This is a genomic window from Thermodesulfitimonas sp. (assembly GCF_052743955.1).
In genome coordinates this window covers 15,738-39,080 of the sequence record NZ_JBRAIN010000001.1, presented here as the reverse complement: position 1 = coordinate 39,080, position 23,343 = coordinate 15,738, and the positions used below count along the sequence as shown (strand labels likewise).

Annotated in this window: 32 protein-coding genes; 31 read left to right on the top strand and 1 reads right to left on the bottom strand. The window is 56.1% G+C overall.

The genetic code is table 11. From position 1 onward, the window contains the following. The first annotated feature begins 42 nt into the window (after window positions 1-42). From prmC to ACUVTA_RS00165, 19 genes are all read left to right on the top strand, one after another. Complete coding sequence (prmC, locus tag ACUVTA_RS00255) at window positions 43-894, top strand: peptide chain release factor N(5)-glutamine methyltransferase (protein ID WP_445950976.1); 852 nt, start codon at window positions 43-45, stop codon at window positions 892-894. 54 nt (window positions 895-948) lie between these two features. Then, the gene (locus ACUVTA_RS00250) at window positions 949-1,956 is read left to right on the top strand and encodes an L-threonylcarbamoyladenylate synthase (protein ID WP_445950975.1); all 1,008 of its coding nucleotides are present in this window, start codon (window positions 949-951) and stop codon (window positions 1,954-1,956) included. Further along, on the top strand, window positions 1,953-2,495 hold the full coding sequence (locus ACUVTA_RS00245; protein WP_445950974.1) for a manganese efflux pump MntP: 543 nt from the start codon (window positions 1,953-1,955) through the stop codon (window positions 2,493-2,495). The genes ACUVTA_RS00250 and ACUVTA_RS00245 overlap by 4 nt, the downstream gene beginning before the upstream one ends. A gap of 23 nt (window positions 2,496-2,518) precedes the next feature. Then, window positions 2,519-2,983, top strand: a complete 465-nt coding sequence (locus tag ACUVTA_RS00240; RefSeq protein WP_445950973.1) for a low molecular weight protein arginine phosphatase — start codon at window positions 2,519-2,521, stop codon at window positions 2,981-2,983. A 94-nt stretch (window positions 2,984-3,077) separates the two neighbouring features. Further along, on the top strand, window positions 3,078-3,530 hold the full coding sequence (rpiB, locus tag ACUVTA_RS00235; RefSeq protein WP_445950972.1) for a ribose 5-phosphate isomerase B: 453 nt from the start codon (window positions 3,078-3,080) through the stop codon (window positions 3,528-3,530). Between the two features lie 79 nt (window positions 3,531-3,609). Then, window positions 3,610-4,851 (top strand): serine hydroxymethyltransferase, encoded by a 1,242-nt coding sequence (gene glyA / locus ACUVTA_RS00230; protein ID WP_445950990.1) that lies wholly within the window; start codon window positions 3,610-3,612, stop codon window positions 4,849-4,851. Continuing rightward, a complete protein-coding gene (locus tag ACUVTA_RS00225; protein WP_445950971.1) occupies window positions 4,852-5,334 on the top strand; it encodes a deoxycytidylate deaminase in 483 nt (160 codons plus the stop codon). Further along, the gene (locus ACUVTA_RS00220) at window positions 5,324-5,641 is read left to right on the top strand and encodes a MazG-like family protein (RefSeq protein ID WP_334111242.1); all 318 of its coding nucleotides are present in this window, start codon (window positions 5,324-5,326) and stop codon (window positions 5,639-5,641) included. The genes ACUVTA_RS00225 and ACUVTA_RS00220 overlap by 11 nt, the downstream gene beginning before the upstream one ends. After that, window positions 5,638-6,834 (top strand): non-hydrolyzing UDP-N-acetylglucosamine 2-epimerase, encoded by a 1,197-nt coding sequence (gene wecB, locus ACUVTA_RS00215; RefSeq protein WP_445950970.1) that lies wholly within the window; start codon window positions 5,638-5,640, stop codon window positions 6,832-6,834. The genes ACUVTA_RS00220 and wecB overlap by 4 nt, the downstream gene beginning before the upstream one ends. A 244-nt stretch (window positions 6,835-7,078) precedes the next feature. Further along, window positions 7,079-7,351 carry an AtpZ/AtpI family protein gene (locus ACUVTA_RS00210; protein ID WP_445950969.1) on the top strand — a complete coding sequence of 91 codons (273 nt, stop codon included), beginning with the start codon at window positions 7,079-7,081 and terminating at the stop codon, window positions 7,349-7,351. Window positions 7,352-7,379: 28 nt separating this feature from the next. Continuing rightward, window positions 7,380-7,784: an ATP synthase subunit I gene (locus ACUVTA_RS00205; protein ID WP_445950968.1), complete on the top strand. Its 405-nt coding sequence runs from the start codon at window positions 7,380-7,382 to the stop codon at window positions 7,782-7,784. Between the two features lie 59 nt (window positions 7,785-7,843). After that, window positions 7,844-8,659: a F0F1 ATP synthase subunit A gene (gene atpB, locus ACUVTA_RS00200; protein ID WP_445950967.1), complete on the top strand. Its 816-nt coding sequence runs from the start codon at window positions 7,844-7,846 to the stop codon at window positions 8,657-8,659. Between the two features lie 90 nt (window positions 8,660-8,749). Beyond that, the gene (gene atpE / locus ACUVTA_RS00195) at window positions 8,750-8,983 is read left to right on the top strand and encodes a F0F1 ATP synthase subunit C (RefSeq protein WP_445950966.1); all 234 of its coding nucleotides are present in this window, start codon (window positions 8,750-8,752) and stop codon (window positions 8,981-8,983) included. A gap of 128 nt (window positions 8,984-9,111) precedes the next feature. Next, window positions 9,112-9,603 carry a F0F1 ATP synthase subunit B gene (gene atpF, locus ACUVTA_RS00190; RefSeq protein WP_445950965.1) on the top strand — a complete coding sequence of 164 codons (492 nt, stop codon included), beginning with the start codon at window positions 9,112-9,114 and terminating at the stop codon, window positions 9,601-9,603. Continuing rightward, window positions 9,597-10,145, top strand: a complete 549-nt coding sequence (gene atpH, locus ACUVTA_RS00185) for an ATP synthase F1 subunit delta (RefSeq protein ID WP_445950964.1) — start codon at window positions 9,597-9,599, stop codon at window positions 10,143-10,145. The genes atpF and atpH overlap by 7 nt, the downstream gene beginning before the upstream one ends. A gap of 15 nt (window positions 10,146-10,160) precedes the next feature. Beyond that, window positions 10,161-11,684, top strand: coding sequence for a F0F1 ATP synthase subunit alpha (atpA, locus tag ACUVTA_RS00180; RefSeq protein WP_445950963.1), 1,524 nt, complete (start codon window positions 10,161-10,163; stop codon window positions 11,682-11,684). Between the two features lie 20 nt (window positions 11,685-11,704). Continuing rightward, on the top strand, window positions 11,705-12,583 hold the full coding sequence (gene atpG / locus ACUVTA_RS00175; protein WP_445950962.1) for an ATP synthase F1 subunit gamma: 879 nt from the start codon (window positions 11,705-11,707) through the stop codon (window positions 12,581-12,583). 27 nt (window positions 12,584-12,610) lie between these two features. After that, a complete protein-coding gene (gene atpD, locus ACUVTA_RS00170; RefSeq protein WP_445950961.1) occupies window positions 12,611-14,032 on the top strand; it encodes a F0F1 ATP synthase subunit beta in 1,422 nt (473 codons plus the stop codon). 12 nt (window positions 14,033-14,044) lie between these two features. Next, the gene (locus ACUVTA_RS00165; RefSeq protein ID WP_445950960.1) at window positions 14,045-14,467 is read left to right on the top strand and encodes a F0F1 ATP synthase subunit epsilon; all 423 of its coding nucleotides are present in this window, start codon (window positions 14,045-14,047) and stop codon (window positions 14,465-14,467) included. Window positions 14,468-14,602: 135 nt separating this feature from the next. Here the strand turns inward: ACUVTA_RS00165 and ACUVTA_RS00160 are convergent, their stop codons facing one another. After that, window positions 14,603-14,824, bottom strand: coding sequence for an FmdB family zinc ribbon protein (locus tag ACUVTA_RS00160; protein ID WP_445950959.1), 222 nt, complete (start codon window positions 14,822-14,824; stop codon window positions 14,603-14,605). Between the two features lie 210 nt (window positions 14,825-15,034). Here ACUVTA_RS00160 and ACUVTA_RS00155 point away from each other — a divergent pair, with 210 nt between their 5' ends. From ACUVTA_RS00155 to ACUVTA_RS00100, 12 genes are all read left to right on the top strand, one after another. Then, on the top strand, window positions 15,035-16,582 hold the full coding sequence (locus ACUVTA_RS00155) for an MBL fold metallo-hydrolase RNA specificity domain-containing protein (RefSeq protein WP_445950958.1): 1,548 nt from the start codon (window positions 15,035-15,037) through the stop codon (window positions 16,580-16,582). A gap of 123 nt (window positions 16,583-16,705) precedes the next feature. Then, complete coding sequence (pgeF, locus tag ACUVTA_RS00150; RefSeq protein ID WP_445950957.1) at window positions 16,706-17,467, top strand: peptidoglycan editing factor PgeF; 762 nt, start codon at window positions 16,706-16,708, stop codon at window positions 17,465-17,467. A 102-nt stretch (window positions 17,468-17,569) separates the two neighbouring features. Continuing rightward, window positions 17,570-18,076 (top strand): substrate-binding domain-containing protein, encoded by a 507-nt coding sequence (locus ACUVTA_RS00145; RefSeq protein WP_445950956.1) that lies wholly within the window; start codon window positions 17,570-17,572, stop codon window positions 18,074-18,076. After that, a complete protein-coding gene (locus tag ACUVTA_RS00140; protein WP_445950955.1) occupies window positions 17,994-18,416 on the top strand; it encodes a hypothetical protein in 423 nt (140 codons plus the stop codon). The genes ACUVTA_RS00145 and ACUVTA_RS00140 overlap by 83 nt, the downstream gene beginning before the upstream one ends. A 3-nt stretch (window positions 18,417-18,419) precedes the next feature. Next, window positions 18,420-19,175, top strand: a complete 756-nt coding sequence (pstB, locus tag ACUVTA_RS00135) for a phosphate ABC transporter ATP-binding protein PstB (protein WP_445950954.1) — start codon at window positions 18,420-18,422, stop codon at window positions 19,173-19,175. A 104-nt stretch (window positions 19,176-19,279) separates the two neighbouring features. Further along, window positions 19,280-19,951, top strand: a complete 672-nt coding sequence (phoU, locus tag ACUVTA_RS00130; RefSeq protein ID WP_445950953.1) for a phosphate signaling complex protein PhoU — start codon at window positions 19,280-19,282, stop codon at window positions 19,949-19,951. A gap of 57 nt (window positions 19,952-20,008) precedes the next feature. Further along, the gene (locus tag ACUVTA_RS00125) at window positions 20,009-20,731 is read left to right on the top strand and encodes a YggS family pyridoxal phosphate-dependent enzyme (RefSeq protein WP_445950952.1); all 723 of its coding nucleotides are present in this window, start codon (window positions 20,009-20,011) and stop codon (window positions 20,729-20,731) included. Then, entirely contained in the window at window positions 20,712-21,143 is a 432-nt protein-coding gene (locus ACUVTA_RS00120) for a cell division protein SepF (RefSeq protein WP_445950951.1), read from the top strand. The genes ACUVTA_RS00125 and ACUVTA_RS00120 overlap by 20 nt, the downstream gene beginning before the upstream one ends. A gap of 3 nt (window positions 21,144-21,146) precedes the next feature. Further along, the gene (gene proC / locus ACUVTA_RS00115; protein ID WP_445950950.1) at window positions 21,147-21,974 is read left to right on the top strand and encodes a pyrroline-5-carboxylate reductase; all 828 of its coding nucleotides are present in this window, start codon (window positions 21,147-21,149) and stop codon (window positions 21,972-21,974) included. Window positions 21,975-22,038: 64 nt separating this feature from the next. Then, complete coding sequence (locus ACUVTA_RS00110; protein ID WP_445950949.1) at window positions 22,039-22,311, top strand: YggT family protein; 273 nt, start codon at window positions 22,039-22,041, stop codon at window positions 22,309-22,311. Between the two features lie 50 nt (window positions 22,312-22,361). Continuing rightward, window positions 22,362-22,922 (top strand): DivIVA domain-containing protein, encoded by a 561-nt coding sequence (locus ACUVTA_RS00105; protein WP_445950948.1) that lies wholly within the window; start codon window positions 22,362-22,364, stop codon window positions 22,920-22,922. Then, window positions 22,906-23,232, top strand: a complete 327-nt coding sequence (locus tag ACUVTA_RS00100; RefSeq protein ID WP_445950947.1) for a DUF167 domain-containing protein — start codon at window positions 22,906-22,908, stop codon at window positions 23,230-23,232. The genes ACUVTA_RS00105 and ACUVTA_RS00100 overlap by 17 nt, the downstream gene beginning before the upstream one ends. Window positions 23,233-23,343 lie beyond the last annotated feature (111 nt).

Sequence of the window (23,343 nt, the reverse complement as noted above, 5' to 3'; positions counted from 1 at the left end):
TTTGCGGCCGGGACTGGGGCCCAAGATAGAGCGTGACGGTTGATGCGGGCGGATGAACTTTTGCGCGCGGCGACAGCGGAACTGAGAGCCGCAGGTTGCGCTTCGCCACGGCTCGATGCGGAGGTGCTCCTGAGTGCTGTGCTCGGCTGCGACCGGCTGGCGTTATACCGGGAGCCAGCGCAGCAGGTAACTGACCGGGAAGCCGCTACCTTTCGCGCACTCCTATCCCGCCGGGCGAGCGGGGAGCCGATTGCTTACCTCACCGGCGAAAAAGAGTTTATGGGGTTGCGCTTCAAAGTGACACCGGCGGTTCTGATCCCGCGTCCCGAGACGGAGTTGCTGGTGGAGACGGCGCTAGCACTTTTACAGGGTGTAGCGGCGCCGGTGGCGGCGGATGTGGGGACCGGCTGCGGGGCGATTGCCGTGAGCTTGGCCGTTAGCCTGCCGGCGGCGCGCGTATTCGCGACGGATATTTCGCCGGCGGCGCTCGCGGTGGCCAGAGAAAATGCCGGGCGCCAAGGGGTGGCCAAAAGAATAACTTTTTTTGTAGGGGATCTTCTTGAACCGCTTCTAGCGGCAGGCGAGCTCGTCCTGGACTTGGTGGCGGCTAACCTGCCGTACATCCCCGCCGGTGCGCTGGGTCGCCTCCCCCGCGAGGTCCAGCGGGAACCGGCGGTGGCCCTCGATGGGGGTGCGGACGGCTTGACGCTCTACCGGCGTCTGGTGCCGCAGGCGGAGCGCCTCTTAAAGCCCGGCGGTTACCTGTTAATGGAAATCGGCCCGGGGCAGGGGGAAAAAGCGCTTTTGCTTGTGCCGCCGCCTATGTGGGAGGCTCGGGTTGAATCTGATTTGGCGGGCAGAGAGCGACTGGTAGTCGCTTATCGTTGCCGCTGAAATTCGGTCTTTGGTTCCCTGCGCCGTGATATACTACAAAAGACGGGGATAGCGATGGCTAAGGAAACCTTGAGGTGGCAGGTGGACGCATTATGTCCCGACGCCGGTGCGCTTACCGCCGCGGGGGAACTTCTTCGCTGGGGGGGGCTGGTGGCTTTCCCTACGGAGACGGTTTACGGCTTGGGGGCGCACGCTGGCGACGTGGCGGCGGTAGCCGCCCTTTTTGCGGTGAAAGGACGACCGCTGCAGAAAGGGCTAATTCTCCACATAGCGGCGCGGGAAGAGCTCTGGCCTTACGTTAGGGAAGTTTCCCCGTTAGCCGCAAGGCTGATTGAAGCTTTTTGGCCAGGGCCGCTCACCCTCGTCTTTAAGAGTTCGGGCAGATTACCGGCGGCGGTTACGGGGGGGCTTCCTACGTTGGCCGTTAGGGTGCCGGCGCACCCGGTCGCGCTGGGCCTGATCCGGGCGGCAGGTGTGCCGGTGGTGGCGCCGAGCGCTAACCTTTCGGGACGGCCGAGCCCGGTTACGGCTGCGGCGGTGCTGGCGGATCTGGACGGGCGAATTGACGCGGTAATCGATAGCGGTCCGGCACCTTTAGGGGTTGCGTCCACCGTTTTAGACGTGACGGGCGAGGTGCCGCGGGTGTTGCGGTCCGGAGCGGTAGGCGCGGCAGAGATTGCGGCGGTAACCGGGACGGTTCCGGAAGGAGTTGCGGAAAAAGAAGAATCTTTTCGGTTCGGTATTCCCCTTATCCTGGTCGAAGGAGCGGAAATTGCCGTGAAGGCGGAGATTGAACGGCTGTACGCGCGGTTCACCATGGAGGGTAAAAAGGTGGGCGTCATCGCCCGGGAGGAAAACGTAGCACGCTATCCAGGCACCGTTATCCCGTGTGGCAGGGTGGGCGACGCCAATTCGGTTGCGGCGGGCCTTTACGTGGCGGTCGGGCGTTTAGCGACAGCCGTAGACCTTATTCTGTTCGAAGGTGTCTCCGAGGAGATAGGTTTTTTCGAACGCCTGCGACGGCTGGCCGCCCAGGTAACCCGTATGGAGGCAAGGTTATGAGCCTCTGGGCGATGGTGCTTTTGGGGATGGCGCTCGGCGTGGACGCTTTCTCAGCTTGCCTGGGTATCGGCTTTGGCGGGATTAGCCGCCGCCGGGCCCTTTATTTAGTGGGTAGCGTGGCTGCTTTCCATGTGGTTATGCCTTTTGCTGGTTGGTGGCTTGGGCAAACGGTAGGAGCGTTGCTCGGGCGCGTGGCGGGCGTTATCGGTGCGGCGCTCCTTTTTATTATCGGCGCGCGTATGATTTACGCTGCGACACAAACAGGTATTCCTGGTGCGGCCTGCTTTTTATTGCCGGGCAGTTGGGGCCTTCTTGGTTTTAGCGCGAGCGTGAGTGTCGACGCGTTGAGCGTCGGGTTTGCCTTAGGGGTTCACCGGTTCGGCCTCCTGCTTGTAATCTTGACTATCGGCTTAGTTGCCGGTTTAATGGCTGCACTCGGCTTAGGGCTCGGGCGAACCGTAGGCGCCTGGGTGGGCCACCGGGCGCAGTTGATTGGGGGTATAATCCTTTTGGGTGTGGGGCTACGCCTCCTTTCTTGACCTTTTAAAACGGGGGTGCGGCGATGCGACGCATTCTTTTTGTCTGTACGGGAAATACCTGTCGTTCGAGTATGGCGGAAGGCATCTGCAAGGACTTGCTGGCCCGCGAGGGCGTGGCGGACGTTGCGGTGGCTTCGGCAGGAATCTACGCTCTCACCGGCGCGCCGGCTTCTCCCGAGGCGGTGGAGGCGCTGGCGGAATGGGGCATAGACTTGAGCGGTCATCAGGCACGCCTTCTGACGCCAGAGATGGTGCGAGAGGCTGATCTTGTCTTAACCATGACCGCCCGCCATAAGATGGCTGTTTTGGAGATGGTGCCGGAGGCGAAAGATAAGGTTTTTACCTTTAGCGAGTATGCCGGTTTTGCCGGGGACATCCCTGATCCCATCGGAAAACCCCTCTTTTTTTACCGCCAGTACGCCGAAGAAATTCGCCGCCTCTGCCGCGTGGCGCTGGCGCGATTTCTTAGCGAAGGCGAAAAAAGGTAGACACCTTGATAGGGAATGGTGCTTTTATGTAGAATATCCTAAGCTTGGGTGTTTCACCGGCGAATAAGAAAGAGGTATTGGTGGAGGGTTTTTGATGCGTGTCGCTATCGGCTCGGACCACGGTGGTTTTAAGCTTAAGCGGGAGATAATTGCGTTTCTTTCGGAGGAAGGCGTTACGTTTCAGGATTTCGGTACCTATACGCCGGAATCGTGCGACTACCCGGATATCGCTTTTGCCGTGGCGCAAGCCGTGGCCCGTGGCGAATACGACCGGGGAATTATTATTTGTGGTACGGGTATCGGAGTGGCGATCGCGGCGAACAAGGTGCCGGGCGTCCGGGCCGCGCTATGCCACGATACCTTTTCGGCACGCATGGCGCGGGAGCATAACGATGCCAACGTCCTGACGCTTGGCGAACGCGTCATCGGCCCCGGTCTGGCGCGCGAGATCGTTGGGGTTTGGCTTAAGGCGGAATTTGCCGGGGGGCGGCACGCGCGGCGGGTGGACAAGATTACGACCTACGAGCAGGAGGTCGTAGCGCGGTAGTTTTGCGGAGTGTGTTTATAGCGAATTTACGGGGAGGAGAAGAGGTTGTCAAATTTACGGGGAGGAGAAGAGGTTGTCATTGGTGGAGCCGCTGGCCGTGGTTGACCCGGAAGTTTTCCGGGCAATTGAGCTGGAACTAAAGCGCCAGCAAAATAAGATTGAGCTTATCGCTTCGGAGAATTTTGCGAGCCGGGCGGTAATGGAGGCTCAAGGTTCTGTTCTTACTAACAAGTACGCCGAGGGCTATCCAGGCCGGCGTTACTACGGCGGCTGCGAGTACGTCGATATTGTGGAGCAGCTCGCGATTGCGCGGGTCCGCGAGCTTTTCGGCGCCGAGCACGCCAATGTCCAGCCCCATTCCGGGGCTCAAGCGAATCTTGCGGTTTATTTTGCGCTGTTGCGGCCCGGTGATACGATCATGGGAATGAACCTGGCCCACGGCGGGCACCTAACCCACGGAAGCGCGGTAAACATTTCTGGACAGTATTACTGTTTTATCCCCTATGGTGTCAGCCGGGAAACCGGCCGGATCGACTATGAAGAGGTGGCGGCCATCGCGCGGGAGCACCGGCCGCGCCTGATTATCGCCGGCGCGAGCGCCTACCCGCGCGAAATCGATTTTGCCCGGATGCAGCAGATTGCGCAAGAAGTTGGGGCCTACCTTATGGTGGATATGGCCCATATTGCGGGGCTGGTGGCGGCAGGGCTGCACCAGAGCCCCGTTCCCTGCGCCGACGTGGTGACTTCGACAACGCACAAAACCCTGCGCGGGCCGCGCGGTGGCCTGATCCTCTGCCGGGAGAAGTATGCTGCCGCCATCGATAAGGCGGTTTTTCCGGGAACGCAGGGCGGGCCGCTCATGCACGTGATTGCGGCTAAGGCGGTAGCTTTTGGGGAGGCGCTGCGGCCCGAATTTAAGGACTACCAGCGGCGGGTAGTAGAAAACGCCAAAGTGCTGGCGGAAGCCCTCGCCAGCTATGGTTTTCAGCTTGTTTCGGGCGGCACCGATAACCACCTCATTTTAGTCGATTTACGGAATAAGGGGTTGACGGGATTAGAAGCGGAGCGGCTGCTCGAGGAAGTCAACCTGACTGTAAACAAGAACGCCGTTCCCTTTGATACCCAGCCGCCCTGGGTAACAAGCGGCATCCGGCTGGGGACGCCGGCGGTTACTACCCGGGGGATGGGGATTGCGGCGATGAAGGAAATCGCGACGATTATTCATTATGCTCTCGACCACCGTGGCGATACGGCTTACCGGCAAAAGGCGCGGGCAATGGCGGCAGAGCTCTGCCGGCAATTCCCGCTCTACGAAGGGTAAATGCGACCAGACTGGGACCTTTATTTCATGACCATCGCCAGGGTGGTGGCGACCCGGTCCACCTGCCTGCGACGCCGGGTGGGAGCGGTACTGGTAAAAGAGAACCGGATTCTTGCTACCGGCTATAATGGTGCACCGTCGGGGCTTCGCCACTGCCTTGACACTGGGTGTCTACGGGAGGAACAAGGGGTTCGGGCTGGCGAGCGTCACGAGTTATGCCGGGGGCTTCATGCGGAGCAGAACGCCATCCTGCAGGCCGCTGTTCACGGCATTAGCATTGCGGGGGCAACGATTTATATAACGCACCACCCGTGTGTTCTCTGCGCGAAGATGCTGGTTCAGGCGGGTATCAAACGCATCGTTTTCGGTGGGGATTACCCTGATATGCTGGCGCAGCGTATTTTGTCTGAGGCCGGAGTGAAGGTTGAGCGGTTTGCGCGGGAGATAGATTTTCCGGGAAGGGGTAACGGCGGTGACGGTTAAGCATAAGGTTATTTCGCTACCACGACTAAATAAACTCTCCCCCACCCTCGAGTCGACGGCGCTTAAACTAATGGAAGAAGCAGGAGAATTAGCTCAAGCGATCGGAAAGCTCCGGGGCTTATCAGGGGAAGTCTGTGCCGAAGATACCCGGACGGTGATGGAAAAAGTGACCCGGGAACTCTTAGATGTTGCCCAGACGGCCGTTTCGATGATGTTTGTTCTCGAAGAAGATTACGGTATTAACATCGAGGCGGCGCTTGAACAGCATATAAATAAGCTAATGGCCAAAGGGTACCTCTCTTTATGAAGAACAATCCCAGAGAAGTTCTGATTATTTTCGGGACCAGACCTGAAGCCATTAAAATGGCGCCTGTGGTTCAGGTATTGCGTGACCGTCCCGACCTTTTTCGGGTCCGGGTAGCGGTTACGGCGCAGCACCGGGAGATGCTCGACCAGGTGCTGGCGCTCTTCGGGATTATCCCAGACTACGATCTCGACATCATGCGCGAGGGGCAGGATCTCTTTGAGGTAACCGTACGGGCCTTGACCGGCCTCAACCAGGTCTTGCAAGAAACCCGTCCAGAACTGGTCCTGGTGCATGGCGACACTACTACTACCTTTGCGGCAGCTCTTGCCGCTTTTTACCATCGAGTAGCTGTAGGGCATGTCGAAGCGGGGTTGCGGACCAGGGATAAATATGCGCCTTTTCCCGAGGAAATGAACCGGCACCTGACCGCTGTGCTGGCTGATTTGCACTTCGCGCCTACAGAGCGAGCGCGAGGGGCGTTGCTCCAAGAAGGGGTGCCTGCAGCGCGTATCTTTGTCACGGGAAATACGGTAATTGATGCTCTTTACCAAGTGGTTCGTCCGGGATACTGCTTTGCGGATCCGGTGGTTAGAGCGGCCGTAGCGAGCGGTTACCGGCTCATTCTGGTGACGACGCACCGGCGGGAAAACTGGAGCGAGCCGCTAGCGAATGTTTATCGCGCGCTGCGGCGACTAATCGAAACTTACCCCGACGTAGCGGTAGTTTTCCCAGTTCACAGGAACCCGCTTATTCGCAAAATAGTGACCCAGAGCTTTATGTTTTGCCCCCGGCTCTATCTCACCGAGCCGCTTCCTTATGGGGAGTTTGCGAACCTTATGGCCCGGTGCCATCTCGTCCTAACCGATTCGGGAGGCTTACAAGAGGAGGCGCCGGCCCTAGGGAAGCCGGTGCTTGTTTTACGACGGGTGACGGAGCGGCCGGAGGCGATAGAGGCCGGCACCGTCCGGCTTGTGGGTACGGAGGAAGAAGACGTGTTTCGGGCTGCCGCTGGCCTCTTAGAGAACCGGGCGGCCTACGAGCAAATGGCCCAGGCGGTGAATCCCTATGGGGACGGGAGGGCTGCACGTCGGATTCTGGAGGCGCTTGCTTTTTACTTCGGCGTTGGAGAACGCCCGGCCGATTTTCGACCGATTATGGCTACACCTGACCGGACCTGCGGCGCAAAAGTGTGAAATTTATCGCTTATTTACCGGAGCGTGACGGGGAAACTGGCTGAGTCTATGTAAGAGTGGGGAGATTAGGTCGGATTTTATGGAAAAGGCCCTTGCAAACTTTGGCCTCCGTGTAATATTATTTTTTAAAAAAAATCTTCTCTCTGGCAGCAGGAAAGACCTGATTTTTGTAGAATAACCTTTTGCAAGTGCCGTGCTACGTGAATCTTCAGCCCTAAGTCGATAGAAAGGCTTCTTTTTGAGGATGTTTGCGATTTTAAGAACAAATGATGCCGGGGGAGGGAATAACGGCCGTAAGGACAGTGGTCTAGGGAAGCCATTAAAAGCGTTTGCGCTGGCTTCGACGATTGCTGTTCAGTTTGCGGCTAGTGTTTTTGTGGGCGTCTGGATAGGAGATTATCTCGATGGCAAGCTGGGAACCCGGCCGTGGCTTATGCTTGCCGGACTCCTTACCGGAATTGGGGCAGGGATGTTAGGTGCCTACCGGACTGTTTCTAATATCCTCGATAAAAAATAAAAAATAGGTTACAGGGGGAGAAGCCTGAGTGCGTGATATCCATCTCGATACGTTGTTCAAGCAGAGCTTTCAAGGGACAGCAATAACAATATTTCTGGTGTCTGCCGCACTTCTGAGTGCCGCACCGTGGCGTTCTGAACTCATAGGTTTTATCATTGGGGCGTCGCTAAGTATAATTAATAGCTGGCTTCTGGCTAATAGCATCCAAAAGCTGGTAGCTTTTGTTCTCCGGCAGGACCGGGAGTTTGGGCAGGTCCTTTACATCATGGGTATGGTCGTCAGGTGGTTTCTGATTTTCGGTGTTTTAGTTTATATTGCGTGGACAGGATGGTGCGGGCTTTTAGGCTTACTAGCCGGTTATTTTGTACCGCCCTTATTAATGCTGGTAAGGCTTATTCATTTCCTGCTCTTTGGCCGGGTTGATTATTCGTGAACAGGGCTCCCAAAAACATCACCATAAAAATTCTCTGCGGAAAGGAGGTGAACAAGGGCTTGAAACGGTGCAGGCGCTACCTGGTTTTGCCTCTTTTTCTGGGTGGTTTGGCCTTGTTAGCATCCGGTTGTGCCGAGGGGTTCAGCGTTGAGAGGGTAGAGCATGACCTTAATATCTGGGGGATACCGCACCACCCGTGGCAAATCGGTCCTGGTAGTTTTTGGCAGCTTACCCCTGCGACGATAATCTTCACCTGGGTAGCGATGGGGTTGACCCTGTTACTCGGGGTACTTGCGGTTCGGGGGGCAAGTGTACGCCGGCCAACAAAGATGCAGGCTCTCTTCGAAATGGTCCTTGAGTTTTTGCGGGGCCTGGTCAATGATACGATGGACCCCAAGAAAGGTGCCGGTATCTTTCCCGTGATTGTAACCTTCTTCCTCTTCATCAGCGTTTGTAACCTGCTCGGACTCGTTCCCACTTGTATGGCTCCCACTGCCGACCACCAGACCACCTTCGCCTTCGCGTTGATTACCTACGCCCTTACTTACATCTGGGGAATCAAGTACAAGGGTGTAGGGGGATATTTCAAACACTTCCTACAGCCGTTTCCTTATTTCTTGCCCATTACGATTATCGAGGACCTAGCCAAGCCGCTTACCTTGGCCTTCCGTCTTTTCGGTAATATGAAGGGTAAGGAAACGATGGTCCTCGCCCTGCTCGGGTTGATCACCGGCTGGGCTGAGATCTGCGGCGGTTTTACCGCTTCCGTGGTCTGGTTGGCTTTCGGTGTTTTTGTCTCCTTTATCCAGGCTTTCGTCTTTACGATGCTAACTATTTCGTACATCGGTATGGTAGTTGCCGATGAACACCACTAATTGATGACGAACATTATTAATCAATTTTTTAAAAAATTAACTAAACTGGTCCATAAAAATTTTAAATCTTTCAAGGAGGAGGATCTTTCAATGGAACTCGGTGCTGCTGCTGCTCTCGGAATGAGTATTGCTGCTGGTCTTGGTGCGTTGGGTGCTGCGATTGGTGACAGTTTGGTAACTGGTAAACTGCTTGAGGGCGTTGCCCGCCAGCCGGAGGCGCGAGGTCAGCTAGTAACGCTCATGTTCATTTCTGTCGGCTTAATCGAGTCGCTACCGATTATCGCCATCGTTATCGCCTTCATTCTCATGGGCAAGATGGGTTAAATGCTTATACACCAGGAAACGGTAGAGGAATGACGCAGGCGCGGCCAGCTGAAGGCTGCGTTGCGGGTAACGTTAGGTCGCGGCTAATGGTACCTTGGCGGCATTAGATTTAGGAAGGAGGCGAGCAGGTGGAACTGAAATTAAACGCAACCCTGCTGGCACAGATATTCCACTTCCTGCTTCTCCTTGTTCTACTCCGCTTGGTGGCTTATAAGCCACTTATGCGGATTCTGGAAGAACGGCAGAAATTAGTTGCCGACCGGATCGCGCAGGCGGAGCAGAGACAGGCGGAGGCCGAACGGATCAAGGCCGATATGGAGGCCGAGTTGCGCCGTGCCCGTGAGGAAGCCCAGCAGATTATCGAGCGGGCTACCAAGGCGAGTGAGCAGCAGGCGCAGGCCATCATGGATGCGGCAAAAGAAGAAGCGGCGCGCCTGAAGGAGAGTGCGATGACGGATATCCAGCGGGAGAAGGATAAGGCCCTGGCCGAGCTTAAGGATCAGGTAGCCAACCTTGCTATTCTGGTTGCCGGAAAGGTAATCCGGGAAGGTTTAACGGCAGAAGTGCAGGAAAAGCTCATCCAGGATGCCATTAGCGAGGTGAAGAACTTACCATGCTAAAAGGCGCAGTGGCCGAGCGCTATGCCGGAGCACTCTTTAGTATAGCGCAAGAAAAGGGTCTGATGGAAAAAATTGAGCAGGAACTGCGCGGTATCCTGGAAGCGCTGGATGCTTCTCCGGATTTTAAGCGGGTATTTTACCACCCGCAAGTTCCGGCCGCCGTAAAAAAGGAAATAATGAAAGAGGCGGTTGAGGGCCAGATTGAAGCCTATACCCTCAATTTTATTAACGTGCTTTTGGATGCCCGGCGGGAGGTCTTCTTTAAGGATATCGTACAGGAATACACCCGCTTGGTAAACGAAACGCGGAATCTGGTCGAGGTAACCGTGACCTCGGCCGTAGAGGTGCCTGCTACCTATAAAGAGGAATTGGTAGCCGCGCTTGCTAAAGCTACTGGGAAGGAGGTCCGGGTTACCTACGAAAAGAAGCCGGAAATCCTCGGCGGGCTTGTAATCCGGATCGGGAACCGGGTAATCGATACCAGCGTGGCGCGGCAGCTCGAGCGATTGAGAGAGCAGATCCGCCAAATTCGAGTAGGATAGGGGTGACAGAACGACATGAAGCTGAGACCCGAGGAGATCAGCTCGATAATCCGCCAGCAGATTGAAAAGTATGAGGTTCAGGTTGAGGTCTCGGATGTCGGCACCGTAATTTACATTGGTGACGGTGTGGCGCGGGTTTACGGGCTGGAAGACTGTATGTATGCAGAGCTCCTGGAGTTTCCGGGAGGCACACTCGGGATGGCGCTTAACCTCGAAGAGGATAATATCGGGTGCGTCATTCTCGGTCCGTATACCCACATTAAAGAAGGGGACGTGGTTAAAAGGACCGGCCGTGTGGCGTCGGTACCGGTTGGCGATGCCCTTATCGGCCGGGTGGTAAACCCAGTAGGTATGCCGCTTGACGGCAAGGGGCCGATTAAATCTGACAAATACCGGCCGATTGAACGTATTGCACCCGGTGTTATTTACCGGAAGCCAGTGGATACGCCGCTCCAGACGGGTATCAAGGCGGTTGACGGTATGATCCCCATCGGGCGCGGCCAGCGCGAGCTTATCTTGGGCGACCGGCAGACCGGTAAGACGGCTATTGCGGTAGACGCGATTATTAATCAGAAGGGCCAGAACTGCATCTGCATTTACGTTGCGGTAGGCCAGAAGGCGTCTACGGTGGCCAACGTGATCCAGAAGTTCCACGAGTACGGCGCGATGGACCATACGATTGTAGTTGTAGCTACCGCTTCCGACCCGGCGCCGCTACTTTACATCGCCCCGTTTGCCGGCTGCGCCATGGGTGAGGAATTCATGGAGCAGGGCAAAGACGTCCTGATCGTTTACGACGACCTATCCAAGCAGGCAGCTGCCTATCGCGAGCTTTCCTTGCTCCTCCGGCGCCCACCTGGCCGGGAGGCCTATCCGGGTGACGTTTTCAACTTGCATTCACGGCTTCTGGAACGCGCGGCCAAACTGCATCCGGATTACGGTGGTGGTTCGTTGACCGCGCTGCCGGTTATCGAGACGCAGCAGGGTGACGTTTCGGCGTACATCCCAACCAACGTCATCTCGATCACAGACGGGCAGATTTACTTAGAGCCGGACCTTTTCTACGCCGGTGTTCGTCCGGCGATTAACGTTGGTCTTTCGGTGTCCCGTGTTGGCGGTAAGGCGCAGCGGAAATGTATGCGCCAGGTTGCCGGCCGGCTGCGTTTGGATCTTGCCCAGTACCGTGAGCTAGCTGCTTTTGCGCAGTTCGGCTCCGACCTTGACAAGGCCACGCTGGCCCGGCTAAACCGCGGTGAGCGGCTGGTTGAGCTCTTAAAGCAAGACCAGTACTGCCCGATGCCGCTTGAAGAACAAGTAATGTCGATTTACACAGGCGTCAATGGTTATCTTGATGACTTGCCAGTAGATAAGGTCCGGGAATTTGAAGCGGAGTTCCTTAAATTCATGCGGACGCAGCGCCCGGACGTGGGCGAGGCTATCAAGAAGGACCTGGAAATTAAACCGGAAACAGAGGCGAAGCTTAAGAGTGCCATCGAGGAGTTCAAAAAGGGCTTCAAGATGCAGTACGGGTTGGCATAGGCGCGGGGGTGAGGATATAAGTGCCATCACTACGCGACTTTAAACGGCGAATCAAAAGCCTGCAGAGCACGCAGAAAATCTGTAAAGCTATGAAGGCCGTGGCCACCGCCAAGATGGCCAAGGCGCAGGCGGCAGTGATGGCGGCGCGTCCGTACGCCCGCCAGATCCACGAGGTTTTAGCGCGTCTCTCTCAGGCTGCCGGCAACGTGAAACACCCCCTTTTAGCGGTACGCGAGGAGAACAAGGTTTGTTATATCGTGATCACCGCTGACCGCGGGTTATGCGGGGGCTTTAATAGCAATATCATGCGGACGGTGATGCGGGAGATAGAAAAACACCCCGGCGCGGCCCTGATCCCTGTGGGGCGCAAAGGGCGTGATTTCTTCCGCTTCCGCCGGATGCCGATGGAGGCCGAGTTCAGTCGGTTGGGCGAGGAGATTAAGTTTGCCCACGCCCGCCAGATAGCGAAAATCGCTATCGATAAGTACGCGGCCGGTGAATACGACGCGGTTTACGTGGTGTATTCAAAGTTCGTCAACATTCTTGTGCAGCAGCCGACGGTGGTCAAGGTTTTGCCGATAGAGCCGCCGGCAGACGAGGGCGAAGAGGTAGTGAAGGAAGAGAAGAAGCACGGGCCGCAAGCTCTGTATATCTTCGAACCTTCGGCTGAGGCCGTGCTCTACGACCTGCTACCTAAATATGTAGAAACGGTAATCTTCCACGCAATACTTGAATCCAAGGCTGGTGAGCACAGCGCTCGGATGACCGCAATGGATGCCGCCACGAAGAACACGGAGGAGATGATTGCGCGGTTGACGCTGAAGATGAACCGTGTGCGGCAGGAGGGCATCACGAAGGAGTTGCTGGACATCGTGGGCGGTGCTGCGGCGCTCGAATAACGGCTTGAAGGAGGTTGAGGGGATAGAATGGCCAATGTTGGCGAGGTAGTTCAGATTATCGGCGTTGTGGTTGACGTACGCTTCCCCCCGGGACAGGTTCCGGAGATCTACAACGCCTTGAAACTTGAGTACGAAGATCCCTTTACAGGCGAAAAGAAGGAACTGGTGCTGGAAGTCGAGCAACACCTTGGGAATAACGTGGTGCGGACCGTGGCTATGTCCACGACAGACGGTCTTAAGCGCGGGACCAAGGTGATCGATACCGGGGCGCCAATTTCTGTGCCGGTAGGTAGGCCGGTTCTGGGGCGTCTGATCGACGTACTTGGGAACGCGATCGACGGCAAGGGCCCCATTAAGTCGGATAAGTACTATCCGATTCACCGCCCCGCGCCGCCGCTGGTCGACCAGTCGACTAAGGTTGAGCAGCTCGAGACGGGCCTCAAGGTAGTAGACCTGCTGGTTCCGTTCATGAAAGGCGGCAAGATCGCGATGTTTGGCGGTGCTGGTGTAGGCAAGACGGTTATCGTTATGGAGCTTATCAATAATATCGCGAAGCAGCACGGCGGTATCTCGGTCTTCGCGGGCGTCGGCGAGCGGACGCGTGAGGGCAACGACCTCTACTTGGAAATGACCGAGGCCGGGGTTATGCCGAAAACGATGATGGTTTTCGGGCAGATGAACGAGCCACCTGGGTGCCGTTTGCGCGTAGGGTTGACCGGGCTCTGCCTTGCGGAGTACTTCCGTGACGAGGAAGGGGCAGACGTGCTGATCTTCATCGATAACATCTTCCGTTTCTCGCAGGCAGGGTCTGAGGTTTCGGCGCTCTTAGGCCGGATGCCGTCCGCTGTAGGTTACCAGCCAACGCTCGCGAGCGAGATGGGGCAGCTACAAGAGCGGATTACCTCGACAAATAAGGGGTCGATTACTTCGGTGCAGGCGGTTTATGTGCCGGCCGATGACCTGACCGACCCGGCGCCGGCCAACACCTTCGCTCACCTCGACGGGACCGTTGTTCTTTCGCGGCAGATTGCCGAGCTCGGTATCTACCCGGCAGTGGACCCGCTGGACTCGGTTTCCCGTATCCTGGACCCGAAAGTTGTGGGCGCGGAGCACTACCAGGTAGCGCGCGGTGTCCAGAAGGTGCTCCAGCGGTATAAGGAACTCCAGGACATCATCGCGATCCTCGGAATGGAGGAACTTTCGGAAGAGGACAAACTTATCGTGGCCCGGGCGCGGAAGCTACAGCGGTTCCTCTCGCAGCCCTTCCACGTAGCGGAGGCCTTCACCGGCCGGCCGGGAGCTTACGTGCCGCTAAAGGAAACGATCCGGGGCTTCAAGGAGATTCTGGAGGGCAAGCACGACGACCTACCGGAGGATGCTTTCTATATGGTGGGCGGTATCGACGAGGCGGTCGAAAAAGGCAAGAAGCTCCTCGCACAGGCCTCTTAAGGAGTGAGCGCTTTGGCAGAAAAACTCCAAAAGTTAATTGTGGTTACGCCGTCCCGCGTTGCCTTCACCGACGAAGTCAGGATGGTAATTGCCCGCGGCGTTGGCGGGGATTTGGGTATTTTACCCGATCACGCGCCGCTTATCACCAGTCTAAAGACCGACGTTGTCCGGATCCAGAAGGACGGACAGTGGCGGTATATGGCGGTGAGCAACGGCTTCCTGGAGGTTAAGAATAACCGGGTAGTAATTGTTGCCGATAGTGCGGAGCTTGCGGAAGAAATAGATGTGGAGCGTGCCCGACGGGCTAAAGAGCGCGCTGAGGAACGGCTGCGGGCCCGCACCCCAGAGATTGACATCCTACGTGCGGAGGCAGCACTGATGCGGGCGCTGGCGCGGCTGAAGGCGGTTGAACTCGCTGGCGGGCCGAGGCATTAAGAGGCTTGGCAGCATCAGTTTCAGCAAGCGGAAAATCTAGGTTGTTAGATTAAAGGGGCTGTCTTAAAAGTGGCAGCCCCTTTTCCCTTGATACCGCTGTAACTTAATGACGGAGCGCTCCTGTATATTGGCTATTTAGCGGCACGTGGAACAACTAGAGCAGCTTGTTGCTTTACAGGAAGTGCAGGAAGAACCCTTGCCGCCATCAACACCGCGTGTGGCGAAAGAGGAAAGGAGTCTCTCGGGTTTGGGGGAGTTACAGGCGGGGCAGCTCAAGTTCGCGCCGGTTTCCCCAAGCTGGCAGAGCCTTTCGAAGTGGTATCCGCACCGGGAGCAACGGAATTCGTAAATCGGCACGGTCTATCTCCTTTCTAAGCAACAGACCTACAACCGCGTTTAAAACCGCGACTGCGCGGGCAGAACCGGGTTCCATACTAACTAAAAGCTTAAGGGAAGGGTCCCTCTTTGTCAATAGATACGCGGAGGTAGAGTAAATTTCGACAGGATTTCGCTGTTGAGTGGCGAATAAGTGCAAGCATATCCGAATAGAATCAAGGGAGAATATGTATGCGGTTGAATTTTTACGGTGCTGCGCGGACGGTAACCGGATCCTGTTTTTATGTAGAGGTTTCCGGAATACGGTTACTGATCGATTGTGGTCTTTTTCAGGGCCCCCGGGAGATCAGAGAGAGAAATTTTCAACCCTTCCCTTTTTCACCAGCTTCGCTTGATTACGTGCTGCTTACCCATGCCCATATCGATCATTCTGGGCTTATCCCGCGTCTCTGCAGGGAAGGCTTTAAGGGCAAAATTTTAGCGACAGGGGCGACGGTCGATCTGGTAGGGGTACTACTCCCTGATGCTGCCCACATTCAAGAGATGGAAGCCAAGCGGAAAAACAGAAAGGCCCAGCGTGCTGGTAGGCCGCTCGTCGAGCCGTTATATACGGTAGCGGACGCTTACGACGCGCTCCATTTTTTTCAGAAAGTCGCTTACAATACGGAAGTCCCGCTCTCTTCTACGGTAAGCGCTACTTTTCTCGATGCTGGCCATATCCTCGGTGCGGCGATGATTTTACTGCGGACTAACGAATCCGGTATGCCCATGAATGTGCTCTTTACTGGGGATCTAGGGCGGCCGGGGCAACGACTGGTAAAGGATCCAGCGGTAGTGGAGCGTGCAGACTACGTGATTATCGAATCAACTTACGGCAATAGACAACACCCGCAGGTGGACGAAGTGGCGGTTCTGCACGACGTTCTATGGCGTACCTACCAGCGTGGGGGCAATGTTGTTATCCCGGCATTCGCTGTCGAACGCACGCAAGACCTACTCTACGACCTTGATAGGCTCTGGCAAGCGGGGAAGACGCCACCGGTTACGGTTTATATCGATAGTCCGCTGGCAGCGGCGGTAACGGATATCTTTAACCGGCATAGCGAATGTTATGATTCCGAAGCCCGCAGTTACCTGAGATCCGGAGAAAATTTGTTTAGTTCCGGATTCATGAAATTTTCGGTGAGCCCGGAGGAATCGCGGGCCCTAAACGAGATCAAGAGTGGGCTGGTAATTATCGCCGGTAGCGGGATGTGTGAGGCGGGGCGGGTCCGGCACCACTTGAAACATAACCTTTGGCGGTCTGAGTGTACGGTGGTCTTTGTGGGTTACCAGGCGCAGGGCACGCTGGGCCGGCATATCCTCGATGGAGATAAGAGTGTGAGGATATTCGATGAGGAGGTGGCAGTAAAGGCGGAAATCGTGGAGTTAATGAGTTATTCGGCTCATGCTGACCAACCAGCCCTGCTTAACTGGCTGAAAAAGATGAGCAGCGCACCCCGACAGGTTTTCGTCGTTCACGGTGAGCCGGAGGCTGCTGAGACCTTGCGACTCATGATTGAAGAGAAGCTCGGCTTCAACGCCGTTGTCCCTGATTACGGCTCCTCATGGTTGCTCACCGGGGACCCGGATAAGGTGGCGCTTTACGAGGCGTACCGCCGCCTTGGGGAGCGGCTGCGGGTAGTACTTCAGACTGGGGACCCGGCGGTGATCACGGCGGTTACCCGCCAGATAGAAGCTATTGTTGCGGGTAGCGGTGCGGGGGCAGTAAGCAAATAGGGTATAGGTGCCGGTGGTTGGGGATTTGCACGACGCGCCGCGAATTTTTTTTATAATGGTTTTACGGAGGAATTAATTATCGGCGACGGGTTCACGCTCACACGTTATAACGGGTTACCTCTTTTGCAAACGGCGGTCATGGACCTACCTTGGCTCGGACACGCCTTTACCACGCGTCTAGGAGGCGTAAGCGAAGGTCCTTTTGCTACCCTTAACTTAGGCTTTACAGTCGGTGACGTGCCGGAACGGGTATTGGTCAATAGGCGGTTGCTGGCTACCGCCCTCGGTTACGACCCGGCCCGGATGGTTGCTGGTCGGCAGGTTCACGGCGAAAAGGTCGCTGTTGTAACGGTGCGCGAGGCTGGAGCCGGTGCCTGTAGGCCGGAGACAGCGCTCGATGCCACCGATGGTCTAACTACCAGCGAAGCGGGTCTGGCTTTGATGGTCTTCTTTGCGGACTGTGTCCCGGTGCTTCTTGCGGATATGGTGAAGCGGGTTATAGCGGTAGTCCATGCCGGTTGGCGGGGTACGGCCAGGGAGATTACGCGCCGGGCGCTCGGTGTTATGGCGGCGAACTTACAGGTTGCACCGGCACATTGTGTAGCGGCGATCGGGCCGGCCATCGGGCCCTGCTGCTACGAGGTAGATGAACCGGTGGCGGCGGTCTTTCGCCCGTGGGGGGAAAAGGTTACCTGGCGCCAGGGTGATAAATGGCGCGTTGACCTGTGGGAAGCTAACCGAGAGACGCTTATTGCCGCTGGTATCCCCCCGGAACAGATTGCGGTAATCAGGCTTTGTACCTGTTGCCACCCGGAGCTTTTCTTCTCCTACCGCCGGGATGGGGTTAAAACGGGGAGGATGGCCGGTGTGATTTTTCGGCGCTAAAATGGTTATCTGGACGCTAAGATAAGCGAAGATTTAAGGCGATAAAGACGGAGTGCTGGTTGTGCATTCTTGCGGGGTAGCTAAAAAGAAGCCGGGTATTTTTTGCTTGGTATAGTCATAATGGTGCTGGCGCTGGGCTGCGTTCCTAAGGCGGCGACAACTCCCCGTCATCCCGCCGTTAGGGTGGTGGGCTCTACCGCTCTTTTACCTATAGCGCGGGATGCGGCCAGGTTGCTAAGCGTTGCAGATAGGACAGCCAGGGTAGAGGTTTTTGGCGGTGGTTCCCTGACGGGGCTACAGCAGGTTGCTGGTGGCTGGGCTGACGTCGCGCTCTCGCTCGTTGAGCCGCCTTCCGGTGAGCCGCTTTACCGCCGACTTAAGGGAAAAGTTATTGGGGTGATGCCGGTGGCCCTAGTTGTTCATCCTGCGGTCCAGGTGGATAATTTTTTTAAAGACGAAGTAACCCGAATCTTTCTCGGACAGGTGAGAAGCTGGGTGGAGTTGGGGGGGTACAAACACCCCTATTGTGATTATCAATCGTGCCCAATCGTCGGGTTCGCGGCAGTTGATAAAAAAGCTTGTCCTTGGCGGGCGCGAATTTACTGGTAATACCCGACTAGTTAATTCTGACTTTGAGGTTCGTAAGGTAGTGGCCTCCACTCCAGGGGCGATAGGCTATCTCGGGGCTACATACCTTAACGGGTCCGTGAAGGCTTTAAAATATAACGGTATTGAGTGCACGCCAGAAAACGTAGCGAACGGTAGCTACCCCCTTTACGGGCTGGCTCGGGTTTATACACGGGTAAAGCCGGAAGGAACGGTGCGGTCCTACAGCGAAGTTTTGCTCAAAGAGTCGTTTTTATTGGAAGAGGCCAAGAAGGAGCTAGTACCCCTTAAAATGCTGAAAAAGAGTTCGGAAACATCTCAAAGCAGGGTTAAGGGGAGATGAAAAATGGCGACGAAGATAAGGGTTGAGCGGCTGAATCTCTATTACGGCCAGGAGCAGGCTTTAAAAGAGATTAGCATCGAGATAAAGGCGAACCAGATAACGGCTTTGATCGGGCCTTCCGGCTGCGGGAAGACGACATTCCTCCGGACCTTGAACCGTATGAACGACCTAATAGAAGGGGTGCGGATTCAGGGGAAGGTGCTCCTTGACGGCGAAGATATTTATGCCCCCCAGGTTGACGTAGTAGAACTACGTAAACGGGTCGGGATGGTTTTTCAACGGCCAAATCCTTTCCCGATGTCAGTTTACGATAACGTTGCCTTTGGCCCCCGGATACACGGCTTGAAAAATAAGCGCCGCCTCGACGAGATTGTGGAAGCGAGCCTGCGCAGCGCCGCGCTCTGGGATGAGGTGTGTGACCGGCTACACCGGTCGGCGCTTGGTCTTTCCGGGGGACAACAACAGCGGCTTTGTATCGCGCGGCTTTTGGCGGTAGAACCGGAGGTTCTCCTCATGGACGAGCCGACCTCGGCTCTCGATCCTGTTTCCACCATGAAGATTGAGGAGTTGTTCCAGGAGCTCAAGAAGAACTATACCATCGTCATCGTAACCCATAATATGCAGCAGGCGGCGCGGGTTTCGGATGTCACGGCTTTCTTCTTGGTCGGCGAACTTATTGAATACGGCGAGACGGGGACGATTTTTACCCGGCCGCGTGATGCCCGGACGGAGGACTACATAACCGGACGGTTCGGATGAAAGGCTACTCACGGCTAGTTTTCGGTATCTCTATTTATCTTAGTGAACTTTTTGTTGTCAGAATAGGTATAATCTTTTAAAAAGTTTCGGGGAGTGGTTAGGACGTGGCGAGCCAGCGGACTTCTTTTGAACGTGAATTAACAGAGCTACAGCGTGACGTCCTGCGGGTGGGCAGTTTGGTTGAGGAGCTTATCTTTAACGCCGTGCAGGCTTTAGTTACCCGGGATGAAGGACTGGCCAAAAAGGCGATTGCCGGTGATGACGAGGTTGATAACCTGTGTAAGGAGATTGAGCGCAGGTGTGTCCGACTGGTCGCTACCCAACAACCCCTTGCCCGCGACCTCAGGATTATTTTTACGGGGATTAAGATCATCTCTAACCTTGAGCGAATGGGGGACCATGCGGTAGATATTGCTAGATACGCCCTTAACCTCATCACTTGTTACAGTTCGACTGTTGCGGACGTTGCCTTGCAGGGTATCACGCAGATCGCCCGGATGGTGCAGCAGATGGTTAAAACGAGCCTAGATGCTTATGTTTCGAACGACACAAGCCAGGCGCGACAAATGAGTAACGCTGATGACGATGTAGACCATCTCTACCGCAAGACTTTCGATGCCATCCTGTCGCTTATGGAAAAGGAGCCTGAAAATCCACGCTGCTATGTTTACTTACTTCTTGCTGCCCTGCGCCTGGAACGGGTGGCCGACCGGGCTACTAATATTGGCGAAGACGTGATTTACCTGGTTACTGGTGAGTGGGAGGAGCTTAATTAATAATTATCGGGACCAGGCGTTGCAGGAATTACCAGTGCGGTGGGGAATATTTAAAAGATGGATCAGGTTGTAAAGGCAAACCTCAGGCGGGTTAAGGAGGAGATCGCGCGCGCGGCACGCCGGGTCGGGCGAGATCCGGCCGAAGTCCAGCTTGTCGCTGTATCGAAAGGGGTGCCGGTTACGGCGATCCGTGCGGCACAGGCGGTGGGGCAGAGGCTCTTCGGGGAGAACCGGGTGCAGGAGTTCGTAAGAAAGTACGAGACGATTGGCGATACGGTCGACTGGCATTTTATCGGTTACCTCCAGCGTAATAAGGTAAAATACCTGGTGGGCCGGGTTAAGTTGCTTCATAGCCTTGACCGCTGGGACTTAGCTGTAGCGCTTGATCGTTGGGCACAAAAGAAAGGTCAGGGGTTTGAAGTGCTCCTCCAGGTAAACGTAGCGCGCGAGCCTTCAAAACACGGCCTTCATGAGGAGGAAGTGCCAGATTTCCTGGCGGCGGCCGCTGCTTTGCCGGGTATCCGGATCCGGGGGCTGATGACGATTGCTCCGTTCGTTTCCGATCCCGAAGAGGTAAGACCCGTTTTCAGGCGGCTGCGGGAATTGGCAACCGCCTACCGCCATTACGCGGGGGCGACGCTTGAGTTTTTATCGATGGGGATGTCGGGCGATTACGTGGTAGCGGTGGAAGAAGGAGCTAACCTGCTGCGGATTGGTACCGCGATTTTTGGCCCGCGACGCGGAAAGGGGGAAGGGGAAGATGAGCAAAAAACTGGTTGACAAGGTGCTGGGTTTTATCGGTTTTGAGGAGGAACCGGAAGAAGAACAGGTAGCGACAGAAGCTCAAGATGGTCTAATTCGCCCCAAGAAAAGGGCGGTGGTAAGCATTCACACCCAGCGGCAGATGCGGGTAGTTGTAGCTGAACCGCGTTCCTTTGACGATACGCAGGAGATTGTCGATCATCTGCGCAACAGGCGGCCGGTGGTTGTCAATCTAGAACGGGTGGAGACGGAGCTGGCACGCCGGGTAGTTGACTTTGTGAGCGGTGCAGCTTACGCCCTAAGCGGTAGCGTCCAAAAGGTGGGTGCCGGCATTTTTCTCTTTGCCCCCAATAACGTGGATATTACGACGGAGGGGAAGGAGCCCGAGCGCGGCCTCTTCCTCTGGATGCGCGGGCAGAGGGAGGCTTAAAGGGTGCCGCTCAGTGGGCTTAAAATCGGATTAATCGGCGGCGGGGCGATGGGTGGGGCGCTAGCCGCCGGTTTGGTATCAAGCGGCCGGGTGCCACCGGCAACCATACTGGTGAGCGACGTTGCTCCGGAACGGTTGCGCCGGCTGGAAGAAGAGCTTAAGATTTCCACCCTTCAGGATAACCGGCTTTTGGCTCAAGAGGCGGATATCGTTTTACTGGCGGTAAAGCCCGATATTGTTCCCCCGGTCTTGCGGGAAATCGGTTCCCTTTTGCGCCCGTCACAGACGCTTATTTCTATCGCCGCGGGTGTCACTTTAAGTTTTCTCGAACAAAACATCCCGCAACCCGTTCCGGTTGTGCGCGTTATGCCCAATACGCCGTGTTTAGTAGGAGAAGGAGCGAGCGCCTACGCACTCGGAAGGAACGCCGGCCCGCGCGATGCGGCGCGCGCTGGAGCGATCTTTTCAGCCGTTGGTCGCGCGGTTCAGGTGAGGGAAGAATTACTCGATAGCGTGACCGGGTTAAGCGGGAGTGGACCGGCTTACGTTTATCTCCTGATCGAGGCGCTGGCTGATGGTGGGGTACGCATGGGTTTACCACGTGACGTGGCGCTTGTGCTCGCTGCCCAGACCGTTTTGGGAGCGGCCCGTATGGTTCTAACCCAGGGGGTGCACCCGGCGGAGCTAAAAGACCGGGTGGTGACCCCTGGGGGCACAACGGCGGCTGGGCTTCTTGTGCTTGAGGAGCGGGGAGTTAGGGCGGCGCTTATCCGGGCGGTAGAAGCAGCCGCTTTGCGGTCGCGCGAATTGAGCCGGACAAAGTTTACATAAGATATGGACGGGGCAAAAGAGAAACCGAATAAAATTGGGAAAGGTGCGGAGATGATAGCGTAAGATGGAATTTGTAGTGAAGTTAGTCGATGTGGCCTTTGAGGTTTACGCCATTCTTATCCTCGTCCGGGTGGTCCTCTCCTGGATCCGGCACAATCCTTACCACTCGGTTATCCGTTTTATTTACGATATGACCGACCCCTATCTTAATATTTTCCGGCGTCTTATTCCCCCGGTAGGGGTCGTCGACTTTTCGCCGGTCGTAGCCTTTTTCGTCCTCGAACTGATCCGGGCGCTCGTTTTGCGGCTTCTTGTCGGTTTAATTGGTCTCTTTTGAGGCTATTCAGCTGCCTGTGGCGTAGCGCTTGGGTGGGGTGATATAGGTTGTTGACACCTTACGACGTTTACAAAAAAGAGTTCCGGAGAGTCTTCTGCGGTTACGACGAGCAGGAAGTAGATGAGTTCCTCGACCAGGTAGCCGCCGTCTTGAAGGAGCTTTACCGGGAGGTCGAGGAGCTCCGTGCGCAGACCCAGCACGGGAACACGGGGTATCCTGCTACCGCCTCCGACATAAGGCTTAAGGAGGTGTCAGCAGTTCCAGACGTTCAGCGGGCGCAGCGGGAACTGGAGGCAAAGGTTCAGGCGCTTCGCCAACAGGTGGCGGAGGTTATCGATATGGCTTCTCTCCAAGCGGCCCAGCGGGCTGAAGACGTAATGCTTCAGGCTGAAGCCCGTTTAGGGGAGCTCGTGGCTAAGGTAGAGGAGGAAACTGAGCGGCGACTGCACGAAGCGGAACAGCGTATGGAAGCGATGTTGGCAGAGGCAGCTCAAAAACTTAGGTTTTTATTTAGCCGGGAAATGAGCAAGGACGAAAGCACCAGGCGAAGAAAGACTACTCTTGTAGCTCAGGCGAAGACGCGGAAGATGTGGGATGGCGGCGCCGAATGATTTAGCGAACCTCTTTCAGACGGACCAGGACGGGGTGCGCTTTCGTGTGCGGGTAACGCCCCGGGCGAGCAAAAACGCTATTTGCGGTGTAGTCGGCGCTGGGTTACGGGTGCGTATCGCCGCGCCGCCTGTCGAAGGCAGGGCGAACGAGACACTGCTGCGGTACTTAGGCGAAGTTTTCCAAGTGCCTGTCCGGTGTGTAACGATCCTCCATGGAGAGGGGGGACGGGAAAAAACGATCAAGATTGCGGGCCTTGGGCCGAAAGAAGCCCTAGATGCGGTTGCCCGGGTCCTGTCGGTTAGATCATAAACTTGGGTTGTCACGGTGGTATATGGCACCGCTGCTTCTATCTCCAGTATGGGCCCTGTTGGTATAGCATTGCTTCCCCGCCGTCTTGATTTTCCCTTTCTTCCCTTGCGA